Source organism: Pseudovibrio exalbescens DSM 16456, from assembly GCF_000422785.1.
In the GTDB taxonomy this organism is placed as follows: domain Bacteria; phylum Pseudomonadota; class Alphaproteobacteria; order Rhizobiales; family Stappiaceae; genus Pseudovibrio; species Pseudovibrio exalbescens.
In genome coordinates, this window is sequence record NZ_AUGS01000001.1 from 265,943 (window position 1) to 277,632 (window position 11,690).

Below are 11,690 nucleotides of genomic sequence, written 5' to 3' on the forward strand. Positions count from 1 at the left end.
TTACAGCACCATGCGCAGCATCGCGCAACTGAAGACGCCTACACATATGGAAGGCAACATGGAAAAACGCATGGCGACAACCGCGGTAATGGCAGCAGCCAGTGTTTCAGCTACTCCCGACATAAAGGCGACTGGCGCGATAATGGACATGAAAATGGCCGGGGGGACAGCTTTCAGTGTTTCCTCCATCAAGCCGCCGAGGCTGAGATAGCGCAAAACCAGTAGCCCCGCCACACGTGTGACATAGGTGCTGAGCCCCATCAGAAAAATGGTCCAGAAGGACGTGATTTCGATGGCGTACCATTCAGTCATCGGGCGGCCTCCTGTGTGATGCGGTCCGATTCCAGTCCAAAGACTTTCGCGCAGATGGCTGCTGTGATCATGCCCGCCGCAGTACCTGCTACAATGTACCAAGGACCGGAAACACTGGCGTAAACAATGGTGGCCGCCAGACCACTCGCCGCCAATACAGCCCCTGTGCGTTTTCCTCTCCAGAAACTCATCACGAGAAAGACGAAGAGAGCGGTGAAGGCGAAATCCAGCCCGATGGCCTCAGGGTTGGTGAAGGCCGCGCCAACAAAGGCGCCGACAAAGGAGCTGAGAACCCACATCAAATAAAACGGGACAACCAAACCCATGTAATAGGCGAAGCTCAGTTGAACTCGTGCCGCTTTTTGTTCCGAAAGTGCCCAGACTTCATCAGCTAGAAAGAGAAATCCGACCAGCTTCTGTGTGCGGGTGAACGTGGTGGTGCTGGGCCCCAATGACATACTCATCAGGACATGGCGCATGTTGACCAAAAATGTTGACAGGGCGATGGTTAGCCATGGCAGTGGGGTGGTCCACATATCGAGAGCAACGAACTGAGACCCGCCTGCAAAGACGAATGCGCTCATGAGTAGAATTTCGAGAGCGCTCAACCCCTTTTGTGCCGCCAGGGCGCCGAACAGCAAACCAACGGGCCCCGCAGCCACGAGCAAAGGCGCAATGGTGCGCATACCAAGCAGGTAGTCATCAGTGGCGCTGGAAATGGCAGGGCGCGCATCAGTCGGGGCGTGTGTCATGTCGGAAGTCTCGGCTCATGTGCTGATTGTTGATATCTAACCGATGTGGATCGGCATTCAAAGAGGCGCTTCCATGACGTTTTTTGAAGCTCTCATCTCCAAATTCGATGAGCCATGATGGGCTAGTTCCGCGACGTTTTGATTACCCGAAGGTCAGTTTGTAGTTGATATATCGTGCTTACCTACATGCAGGTCGCCGGCGCTGGCAGAGCGCGTAAGTTGGGGAGTGTCTGCTCAACTGAATGACTGAGAAAATGGCAAGCATTTTGCGGGTTCAAAGAAAGGTCGGCGTGGGTGCGCGGAAGTAGGTTGGTCTTGTAAGTACTAAACGCAAGTGTCCATGTGCTAGTAAATTAATCGATTTTAGCCCTTGATTTTCGAAGTTGATAGGTTCAGGACAGGGGAACCCAGCCGAGATTGGACCAACTTTACTTGCCAGCCGCATCCCATGGCGCTGCCTGGCCCGACTCGACTGCTGTGCTTCAACTCCTGACCGAAAAACGGAAACAGGCACTCATGTCTACAACCGAGAATATAGAACCCTCATCACCACAGGCGAAGTCGGAGGAGGGGACCAACGAATCCCGACTCGTTTCGCTACCCGTTTTATGTCTGTTCGCGCTTGCAATTGGTGTTGTAGCCGCTGCGGGGGCTGTGATCTTTCGCTATTTGATCGCGATAGTTCACAACCTCTTTTTCTATGGCACATTCTCTTTGCATTTTGACGCCAACCAATTTGGTGACCCAAGCCCGTTCGGGGCCTGGATTATCCTGGCACCGGTCATTGGCGGTTTGATCGTCGTGTTTCTGGTCCGGACCTTCGCACCAGAGGCCAAAGGCCACGGTGTGCCCGAGGTCATGTATGCCATCTATCACAAGAAGGGTGATGTGCGTGGCATTGTTGCCCTCATCAAATCGCTTGCTTCCGCGATCTCTATCGGCAGTGGTGCATCGGTGGGCCGTGAAGGGCCGATCATTCAAATCGGTGCATCCTTCGGCTCCAGTATCGCGCGTTCATTCGACCTGGTGCGTTGGCAAAAGATCACCCTTCTGGCCGCCGGCGCTGGCGCCGGCATTGCAGCAACCTTCAACACGCCGTTTGGCGGTGTTCTTTTTGCTGTCGAGATTTTGCTCCCCGAGTTCAGTAGCCGCACCTTCTTGCCGGTGGTGGTTGCCACTGTAACCGCAACCTATGTAGCTCATATCGCCATCGGTCTGGAGCCTGCGTTTCTGGTGCCCATCGCAAGTGTGTCACAGAGCGGGATCATAGATCCCTTGCAACTGCTGGCCTACGCTGTGCTTGGTGTGCTGGCTGGTGTCGTTGGATGGGCGTTTATCCGTTGCCTTGAAAAATGCGAGGACTGGTTTCCCATGCTGCCAGTCAACGAGTATGTCCAGAACATGATCGGCATGCTCATCGTTGGTGGCATGACCTACGCGTTCTTTGTCGCTACCGGCAATTATCACACAGCTGGTGTCGGCTATGCGACCATTCAGGACATCCTGAACAGCAACCCCCAGACCTTAGTTCTTTTGGCGTGTTTGTTGATTGCCAAGATACTTGCGACTTCCATCAGCCTTGGCTCAGGCGCATCCGGAGGTGTCTTCGCACCGTCCCTGTTCATGGGTGCCTGCATCGGCGGTTTGGTCGGCTTGGCTGGCGATTACCTATTCCCGGGGTCCGGCTTTGTGGTTGCCGAATTCGCGCTTGTCGGCATGGGAGCCGTGGTTGGCGGTGCAACCGGTGCCTCAATGACAGCAATCATGATGATCTTCGAGATGACGAGAGATTACAACGTGATGGTGCCGCTTGTTCTGGCGGTCGCGATTGCTGTCGGTATTCGCCGCTCCCTGGTGACCGCGAATATCTACACCATCAAGCTGCGCAACCGCGGACGGCCAATTCCAGTCAACCGCTTCACCAACATGTATCTGGTGCAACAGTCCCACGACTTGATGGCGAAGAATTTCCTTATTCTGTCCAGTTCCATGAGCGTTACGGATGCCATTTCCAAGATGACCCAATCTGACGCCTCTCATGTGATTGTTGCGGATGGAGACCATATTCTGGGGTATGTACGTTTCGGCACTGTCTTGTACCGAGCGGATACACTGGAAGCGCAAACCCTTCACGATGTAGTGCAGCACGACTTCCTGGTGGCTCCGGAGACGACACTTCTCAATACCGTGATTTCACGTATGAACAAGCGTAGTCGTGGCTACTGCATTGTTGTTCAAAATGCCAAGGGCATTCCGCGCGTTGAAGATGTTGTGGGCGTTATTGACCGTACCGAAATTGCGGATGCGGTCATTGCGAACCATTACGCCTAAAAGGCGCTGCGTTAACACGATCAAAGTGAAAGCCGTGCGATTGATGCGCACGGCTTTTTCATGCCTTCTTTGCATATCGTAGGGCTTGCCAAGACAAATCCGTTAAGACTGACTGCGCTTCATAAGCACAAATGCGTGTGGGTGAGTCGCCGCAGGACGTCGAGCCCATGCGCTTTAATGGGAGGAATACATGTCGCTGGCAGCCCTTCAGGTCCCGGTTCAAAGAAACGACGCGGGCCTTGCAGCCGTGATGCCGAAGCTCAGTGAGCTTTTCGGTGATCGGTTTCAAACCTCGCAGGCCATTCGTGAACAACATGGACACACCACCAGTTGGTTGCCCAACCAGTTGCCCGATGGCGTTGTTTTCGCGCTCTCGACAGATGATGTGGCGTCAGCCGTACGTCTTTGCCATGAACACCGCGTGCCAATTATTCCCTTCGGAACAGGATCTTCCCTGGAAGGGCATGTGAATGCGCCGGGGGGAGGCATCAGCGTTGATCTTTCCCAGATGAACCAGATAGTGGCTGTGCATCCGGAAGACTTGGATTGTGTCGTTCAGGCTGGCGTCACACGCAAGCAACTGAATGATTATATCCGTGACACCGGACTCTTTTTCCCTATCGATCCCGGGGCGGATGCAAGCCTTGGCGGTATGGCTGCAACGCGGGCTTCTGGTACGAATGCGGTACGTTATGGCACTATGAAGGACGCCGTTCTCGCGCTTACGGTGGTCATGCCAGATGGGTCTGTTATCAAGACCGGCGGCCGAGCAAAGAAATCCTCAGCGGGATACGATCTAACCCGGTTGATGGTTGGATCGGAAGGTACTCTGGGAATCATTACAGAGCTGACTTTAAAGCTTTTTGGTGTACCGGAAGCCGTTTCGGCAGCGATTTGCCACTATCCGGATGTTGCCAGCGCGTGCAATACGGTGATCAATGCCATTCAGTGTGGCATCCCGGTTGCCCGTATCGAGCTATTGGACGAACTGCAAGTAAAGGCCGTCAACAGCTACTCGAAGCTGAGCTTGAAGGAGGCTCCAACCTTGCTGGTGGAGTTCCATGGCTCTGAAAGCTCGGTGAAGGAGCAAGTGGAACTGTTTGCCTCTATCTCCGAGGAGTTTGGCGGTAGTGATTTTGAGTGGGCAACGCGGCCTGAAGACCGCACTCGGTTGTGGGCGGCGCGTCATGATGCTTATTGGGCGGGTCAAAGTTTGCAGCCGGGCAAACGCAGCTTGTCGACGGATGTTTGTGTGCCCATTTCACGCCTCGCTGATTGTGTGGTCGCGACGCAGGAAGATATTAAAACAACAGGCCTGACCGCCCCGATCGTGGGCCACGTGGGTGATGGCAACTTTCACGTGCTGGTGCTTGCAGACGATACCGATGCCGACGAGCTTGAACGTGTTGAGGCGTTCATAGAACGACTGAACTATCGTGCGATCGAAATGGGCGGCACGTGTACAGGCGAACATGGTGTTGGACAGGGCAAGATGAAGTACATGGCTCGTGAGCATGGGCCCGCATTAGCGGTAATGGCCAGTATCAAGCGCAGCCTTGATCCTTTGAATATCATGAACCCCGGCAAAATCGTTCGCATTGACGAATAAGTGAGGTGGATACGGGCAGGTGAATGGGAAAACCGCGCTCTTCCCATTGCCAAGGCCCGTTGCCGGATGCACCATACTGCTGTAATCCATTCGTAATACTTAAATATTTGGGCGGTTGACCTGTCGAACCGCGCAGGTGTTGCGAAGTGAAGGAGCTGTACGTTGAATTCGGCCTATATCACGATCGGCACAGCCTTGATTGTGGCGCTGGTGGCGGCGCTTGTCGCCCCCATGTTCATCGATTGGTCCGCTTACCGCGCGACCTTCGAGCGCTACGGCGAGACGATATTGGGTCATAACGTTGCCGTGCTCGGGGACGCGGATGTCAGTTTGCTGCCCACGCCTTCGATTAGTTTTACCGATGTTCGGGTGGGTGAAGTCGAAGACCCTCTGCTTGTTGTTTCCCGGTTTTCCGGCCGTATCGAGTTGCCGGCGCTTCTGCGTGGCGAGATTCGTGTTCTGGATATGCGGCTGGAGCAGCCGGATTTGCGCATGTCACTGGATGAGCAAGGCAATCTCGACCTGTTGCGCGGGACACCTCACGATTCAGTGATGGAGTTTCTGGAACCGAGTTCCGTTGTATTTGACAGTATTGAAATCGTGGATGGGTCGTTTTCGCTGATTGATGCCCGGACCGGCGACAGTTTGCGCGGCGTGAATGGCAATTTCATTGCCAGCGCTCGCAGTCTGGAAGGCCCGTTCAAGCTCGATGGGGCCATTTCCATGGAAGGCGTGCCGTACACCCTCCGGATCGGAACAGGCCGCCGGACCGCCGACAAGCGCTTGCGCGTAAAAGCGCAGGTTTCTCCAGCTTCCATGCCCGCGCAGCTTACGCTGGACGGCGAACTTTGGGAAGAAAACGGACACCCTTTTTATGAGGGCACAGCCAGCGCCCACTCGGTTCTGCATGAGGAAAGTGAGCGGAGCGAATGGGATTTTGAAGGCGCCTATCGTCTGGATCCGTCCGGGCTGGACATATCCGAATACACGATGCGTTTCGGATCAGAAGACCGCCCTATCACTGCCGAGGGTGCTGCTCATCTGACCTATGCCGTTGAACCTGCTCTTGATATTTCGGCGCGTTTCAAGCAGGTGGATCTGGATCGCTTGTTGGGCGGGGGGCCTCAGGAGCCTGTGGCGGTGGCAGCTTTTCCGGCTGAGATCGCTGCAATCCTGAACGACCTGCCATTGGCCAGCATGGACACAACGCTTGCTGCAGAAATGCCTAGTGTGGTGCTCGGGGGCAGTGTGTTGTCCGAAGTCAGTCTGAAGGTGGCATCCGGGCCGACCGGGTGGGCCGTAAAACGGTTTTCCGCAAAGCTGCCTGGACGCAGTGTGGTGCAATCTGACGGTTATCTGGAACTGCGCACAGCGCGCGAATATCGAGGCACAATTGAACTGGAATCGGTGCAGCCTCAAAAACTGGCTAGTTGGTGGCATGGCACGCCCGATGTGGCAACGGCTCGTGTTGAACCCTTTTCACTGAAAAGCTCCCTCGCTGTCGGCCCCGGGTTGTTTTCACTCGCGGATTTGAGGGTGGACATTGATGGTGCCCGAACGGTGGGAGCGATTTCCTACAAGTGGCCCATGGACCAGCCATCCCAGCTATTCGTTGATATCGACAGTGATCGGCTGGAGTTGGGGCAACTTGAGACCGTTGCAACGGCGCTGAGTGGCGGAGCGGTGAGCAGCCGCGGCTTGAACATGGCCCTGCGTCTTTATGCGGATGAGTTCGTGGCTCGTGGGGTGGACGCCAAAAGCCTGATTTTGCAGGCATCTTTGGAAGACGATACCCTGTCCATTGACCAACTCAAGGTGCGCGACTTCGCGGGGGCGTATGTGGATGCCAGTGGTCGTGTGGAGCGGGTCTCTACCACGCCTTCGGGCACCATGAATGGCACATTGCGCGCAACATCGCTCGTTGGTGCTATTTCTGCTTTGGAGCAGTATTTGCCTGATAGCCCCGTGGTAAGACGTCTTAAACGGGCGGCGCCGGCGCTTGCGCCCGTGTCCATGACAAGCAAGCTGGAGGCATCCGCTGTTGATGGTCAGACGCAAATGTCCTTGAGCCTGCTCGGTGATGTTGGTGTGAGCGAGTTGGACTTTCATGGCACGTTTGAAGGCCGAATGGATGATGTCCAAAGTGGCGACATCCGGGCTGAACTGTTTCTTGGCGGTTCGGATGGTGTGACGTTATTGAAGCAGTTGGGTATTGAAGCTCTGCCGCTGGATAACGTTCAAAGCGCGAATGTTCAGTTGACGGTGGATGGCGTACCCCGCAGCAAGATGGATTTCGTTTTTGCTGGTGAGCTTGGTGACGTTGCACTCAATTCCCAAGGCACGGTTCGCATGGTGGACGGCGGGGCGGCTGAGTGGGAAGCCGATGCGTCCTTGCGCACGGCGGATATTGGTCCGGCAGCTCTTGTGTTGGGTACAATGCTGCCAAATCCACAGGCGGCGCTGCCGCTTGACGTTTCCCTTAGTGTCTCTGGTGAGGGCCGTGCCTTCTCGGTGCCTTCGATTGCGGGCGTAGTGGTGGACTCCAATTTTCAAGGGTCGCTTGACGGTGAGTTTACCAAAACTGCCGGCGTGAAGGCACAAGGAGCATTGGCAGTTTCCTCGCTGGATTTGCGTACCCTTTCTGAATTGGTGCTTGGTGGTGGTGCTTGGACGGCCGATCTGGACAGCCGGGAAAGCGTCTGGCCCTCCACGGCTCTAGGCCCTTCCATTTTGCAGGGCCTGGACCTGTCTCTTGATGTACGTACTGATGCCGTTACCTTTAGCGATGCCATGACGGCAAACGCGGCTACGGCCCGTCTGCGGCTCAGAGATGGAGTGATGGCAATTGATGAGGGGGCTGCCCAGTTTGCAGGCGGTGAGTTGAGTGGGGCGCTGCAACTGACACGTACTGGTGATCAGGCTTCTCTGGAAGGTCGTTTCCGTCTGGATGATGCTATTCTTGAGGAAATCATCTGGAGCCGGAGCGGGCGTGCTGTCGCAACAGGAAAACTCAGGGCAATTGCAGAGTTTGAAGGCATTGGGCGCACGGTTTCCGGCTTGGTGTCTGGTTTGTCCGGCGGCGGAACCTTTACGGTCGAAAACGGTGAAATCAGGGGTCTCAATCCTGATGCGTTTGACCTTGTCATTGAGGCGGCAGACAAGGGATTGGAGCTGAACGAGGACAAGGTGAGGGACGTTTTCTCCAGTCATCTTGATCTTGGCAGCATTACATTTGACCAGATCAATGGGACACTTGCTCTGTCCTCTGGGCGGATGCGTGCACGCAATGTTAGTGTCGATACTCCGGAGGCAACCATGTTCGGGTCGGGCCAGATCGACCTGCAACGATGGCGCGCAGAAGGTGATGTGTCCATCAAGGTTGCGGGAGGAGACTATGAGGTCAGTGGTGCCGATCCGCAGGTGGCATTGGTGTTCAATGGTCCTGTAGGAACCCCCGCTCGGCGCATCGATGTGACCCCATTCCTGTCCTATCTCAACATACGGGCGATAGAGCAAAACGTTCAACGTATTGAGAAAGAGCAAGCGGCCATTGCTGAACAGGAACGGTTGCTGCGTGAACTGCAACGCCAGCAAGAGGAAGAAGAGGCGCGCCAACAGGCCGAACAGGAAGCCGAGATCCAACGGCAGGCCGATGAACAGGCGCGGCGCGAAGCCGAGGAGCAAGCAGCACGGGAGCGTGCTTATCGCGAAAGACAGGCACGGGAGCGTGCGGCTGAGGAGCGGCAACGGCAGCTTGAACAACAGCGGCAACAACAGCTACAGAACAACACATCTGCCAGTGGTGTCACAGAACCTCGTGATAGCTCTCAGGGAGCAACCGACTTCTTGCGGAAAGTGCAATCTGCCCTGACACGCAGCCGGGAGAACGGCGAGAACACAAGCGGGCAAGGTACATCCGGGCTTCCAGCACTGGATCCGCCGCGCGTGATCGGCGGGATTGATGAAGCTGCAGTGCCTTCCGGTCAGGGTGTGCCGGGTACCGGCCTTTCAGCGTCAGATCCGTCGGGCATCCTTGTGGCCCCGGGACAAGATGATGCGGCTGGATTGACAATGCCGCCACCATTGCCAGAACCAAAGGCAGATGGGCCGCGGTTTCGGCGACTACCTGGCGGCCGTCTTTTAGAAATCAGGTAGGGATTTGAGCCTTGTAATGCTCCAGTACAGCAAGGCGCACGCAACTGGAGAGCCCTGCATCCGGGTCGCGTGAATCGTCGATTTGCGCAACAATGGCAGCTAGGCTGCTGTTTTTACTGCGCGCCAAGGCTTCCAGCCCCTCCCAAAAAGCGGGCTCAAGAGCGATGCTGGTTCGATGACCGTGGAGTGTAATGGATCGCTTGACGAGGCTCACGTGTCCTCCTGATCCTTCGTCTTCTTCAAGTTTCCAAGTTTTTCGGAGTTGATTTGAGCGCCATCCAGTTGCCGGTTGAAACGCTCGCGCTCCAGCGAAGAGAGCTGTCTCTGGGCTTTGCTGCGGCCAAAGCTGCGGCGGTTTTCTTCTGCCTGCTTTTCTTTGGCCGCGCGTTTTTTGTGCTTACGCGCCTGTCTCAAGTTCACGATATCTGCGGACATGGTCTTAACATCCTCATGGGACTGGAAAAGACTCAGAACGGGTCAGGTCTTTTTTCTGAACGCGTCCAAGGAAACAACTGTACTGTCGTCTCCATCCTGCTTGTCGTCGCTCTCGTCTTCGGCATCCTCAGAGTTGGCATTTTCCGGTACTGAGGCCAGATCCTGCTTGTCCGCAGTGTTCTGATTCTTGGCCATTGCGCCGGTGAGTTCAGAGCGTTCCAGTTCGTTATGTAGCTCTTCGACCGCTGCCAAATCCGCTTCAGAAATGCGGAACTCTTCCGGCAGGTCCTCCGCAGTTTTACCCGGTTCGAACTCAAGGGCAAACTGGACTGAAGGATCAAAGAAACCTTTGATCGCCGAGAAAGGAACATACAGCCGCTCTGGGACACCGCCGAAAGACAAACCGACCTCGAACGCATGTTCCGTGATTTGAAGATCCCAAAACTGGTGCTGAAGAACGATGGTCATCTCTTTGGGATAACGCTCTTTCAGGCGCGTGGATATCTTCACGCCGGGCGCGGTCGTTTCAAAGGCAATGTAGAAATGGTGCTCGCCGGGCAGGCCTGCGCGATTCACCTCAGTCAGGATCTTGCGCACTGCGCCCCGCAATGCGTCCTGGATAATAATATCGTAGCGGATCAAGTCTTCGGCCATCTGTGGCACCGCTCACCCTTTGCGTTCTTATTCGGCCCAACTATAACGTAGAGGCAAAGAAAAGGCCTGTGGTTTTTTCGCCTCCTGCACACTTGCGCGGGCTATAACACACAGGCTCCATAAATCCTAGTGGAGGCTTCTGTTGCCAGGTGCCTCCGAACCCCGCCTAAAGAGCTAAACCTCTAGGACTTTGCGGACTACCGGTGCTGCATTACGCAGCAACAGCGTTGTCCATAGCATAGTTGTCATTTGCAACTATTAAGATGGCCCGATGTCGGTGGTACCATGCCGAGCAAAAGTCCAGCCTTTACGCCCTCGTCGATCCTATTTCGCCCCCGCCGAAACCCGCAGAGATCCTGCGGGCTTGGGTGGAGGCGCCGGGTACCGCCCCCGGGTCCGATAGGTTTATTGCGCTGACCATTTATTGCCATAGCCGGATAACCGGCAGCCGGAATATAGGAGTTCAACTGCTGAAATGGAAGAGGAAGCGCGCACAGAACCGTCAAACTGTTGACAATCGATGGGAATCGCAGCGGCTTAAGCTATAGTCTGGCAAACAAGACCGCAGACGGTCATGCGCTTGCTTTGGCGCCAGACATAAAACAACAAGCCAATAACAATGGCGAAGACGAAAGGACGACTCCGTGCAGCAATATCTGGACCTGATGCAGCGTATACTGGAGGAAGGTGTAGACAAGGCCGACCGAACCGGTACAGGTACACGCTCCATATTTGGCCATCAGATGCGCTTTGATCTGTCCAAAGGTTTTCCGGTTGTGACGACCAAGAAGCTGCATTTGAAGTCCATAATTCATGAACTTCTGTGGTTTTTGAGCGGCGACACCAACATTCGGTATCTCAAGGAAAACGGCGTCCGAATCTGGGATGAATGGGCCGATGACAACGGTAACCTTGGGCCGGTCTACGGCTACCAGTGGCGCTCCTGGCCTGCGCCAGATGGCCGCTCCATTGACCAGATCAGTCAGCTGGTTGAGCAGATCCAGACCAATCCCGACAGTCGGCGGCACATTGTTTCGGCTTGGAACCCGGCTCTGGTAGACGATATGGCTCTGCCGCCGTGTCACACGCTTTTTCAGTTTTATGTTGCCAATGGAAAGCTGTCTTGCCAGCTCTATCAGCGGTCGGCAGATGTTTTCCTTGGCGTGCCCTTCAACATTGCGTCCTATGCTCTTTTGACGATGATGATGGCTCAGGTTTGTGATCTGGAGCCAGGAGATTTTGTTCATTCCTTTGGGGACGCACATTTGTATTCCAACCATTTTGATCAGGCGCAACTGCAGCTCACACGCGACCCCCGCCCGTTGCCAACAATGGTCATCAACCCGGATGTAAAGGACCTGTTTGCATTCAAGTTCGAGGACTTTCGATTGGAAGGATACGATCCGCATCCGCGCATCAAGGCGGAAGTGTCTGTTTGATAT

General features: G+C 55.2%; 9 protein-coding genes and 1 other RNA gene. 4 read left to right on the forward strand and 6 right to left on the reverse strand.

What is annotated here, in order from left to right:
* Entirely contained in the window at positions 1-312 is a 312-nt protein-coding gene (locus G512_RS0101210) for an AzlD family protein (RefSeq protein WP_028480119.1), read from the reverse strand.
* The gene (locus tag G512_RS19615) at positions 309-1,064 is read right to left on the reverse strand and encodes an AzlC family ABC transporter permease (protein WP_051268712.1); all 756 of its coding nucleotides are present in this window, start codon (positions 1,062-1,064) and stop codon (positions 309-311) included. Before G512_RS19615 ends, G512_RS0101210 begins: the two co-directional genes overlap by 4 nt.
* Positions 1,065-1,481: 417 nt before the next feature.
* Between G512_RS19615 and G512_RS19620 the strand changes: the two genes are divergently transcribed.
* The 3 genes from G512_RS19620 (at position 1,482) to G512_RS0101230 (ending at position 9,159) form a co-directional block, all read left to right on the forward strand.
* A complete protein-coding gene (locus tag G512_RS19620; protein WP_228130458.1) occupies positions 1,482-3,395 on the forward strand; it encodes a chloride channel protein in 1,914 nt (637 codons plus the stop codon).
* A gap of 190 nt (positions 3,396-3,585) precedes the next feature.
* Positions 3,586-5,004, forward strand: coding sequence for an FAD-binding oxidoreductase (locus G512_RS0101225; protein ID WP_028480120.1), 1,419 nt, complete (start codon positions 3,586-3,588; stop codon positions 5,002-5,004).
* Positions 5,005-5,166: 162 nt separating this feature from the next.
* On the forward strand, positions 5,167-9,159 hold the full coding sequence (locus G512_RS0101230; protein ID WP_028480121.1) for an AsmA family protein: 3,993 nt from the start codon (positions 5,167-5,169) through the stop codon (positions 9,157-9,159).
* Here G512_RS0101230 and G512_RS0101235 read toward each other — a convergent pair.
* The 4 genes from G512_RS0101235 to ssrA all read right to left on the reverse strand — a co-directional run bounded on the left by G512_RS0101235 (position 9,152) and on the right by ssrA (position 10,733).
* The gene (locus G512_RS0101235) at positions 9,152-9,373 is read right to left on the reverse strand and encodes a ribbon-helix-helix domain-containing protein (RefSeq protein ID WP_028480122.1); all 222 of its coding nucleotides are present in this window, start codon (positions 9,371-9,373) and stop codon (positions 9,152-9,154) included. The two genes, G512_RS0101230 and G512_RS0101235, sit on opposite strands and share 8 nt — an antisense overlap.
* Positions 9,370-9,594 carry a DUF4169 family protein gene (locus G512_RS19625; protein WP_036487971.1) on the reverse strand — a complete coding sequence of 75 codons (225 nt, stop codon included), beginning with the start codon at positions 9,592-9,594 and terminating at the stop codon, positions 9,370-9,372. The genes G512_RS0101235 and G512_RS19625 overlap by 4 nt, the downstream gene beginning before the upstream one ends.
* A 42-nt stretch (positions 9,595-9,636) precedes the next feature.
* Positions 9,637-10,248 carry an SspB family protein gene (locus G512_RS0101245; RefSeq protein ID WP_028480123.1) on the reverse strand — a complete coding sequence of 204 codons (612 nt, stop codon included), beginning with the start codon at positions 10,246-10,248 and terminating at the stop codon, positions 9,637-9,639.
* 128 nt (positions 10,249-10,376) lie between these two features.
* Positions 10,377-10,733: a transfer-messenger RNA gene (gene ssrA / locus G512_RS22330) on the reverse strand.
* Between the two features lie 159 nt (positions 10,734-10,892).
* On the opposite strand from ssrA, the gene G512_RS0101250 reads away from it, so the two are divergent.
* The gene (locus tag G512_RS0101250) at positions 10,893-11,687 is read left to right on the forward strand and encodes a thymidylate synthase (protein WP_028480124.1); all 795 of its coding nucleotides are present in this window, start codon (positions 10,893-10,895) and stop codon (positions 11,685-11,687) included.
* Positions 11,688-11,690 lie beyond the last annotated feature (3 nt).

Excerpts from the sequence above, each read along its gene's own strand:
- G512_RS0101210 (WP_028480119.1), bottom strand. The coding sequence starts at position 312 with ATGACTGAATGGTACGCCATCGAAATCACGTCCTTCTGGACCATTTTT.
- G512_RS19615 (WP_051268712.1), bottom strand. The coding sequence starts at position 1,064 with ATGACACACGCCCCGACTGATGCGCGCCCTGCCATTTCCAGCGCCACT.
- G512_RS0101225 (WP_028480120.1), top strand. The coding sequence starts at position 3,586 with ATGTCGCTGGCAGCCCTTCAGGTCCCGGTTCAAAGAAACGACGCGGGC.
- G512_RS19625 (WP_036487971.1), bottom strand. The coding sequence starts at position 9,594 with ATGTCCGCAGATATCGTGAACTTGAGACAGGCGCGTAAGCACAAAAAA.
- G512_RS0101245 (WP_028480123.1), bottom strand. The coding sequence starts at position 10,248 with ATGGCCGAAGACTTGATCCGCTACGATATTATTATCCAGGACGCATTG.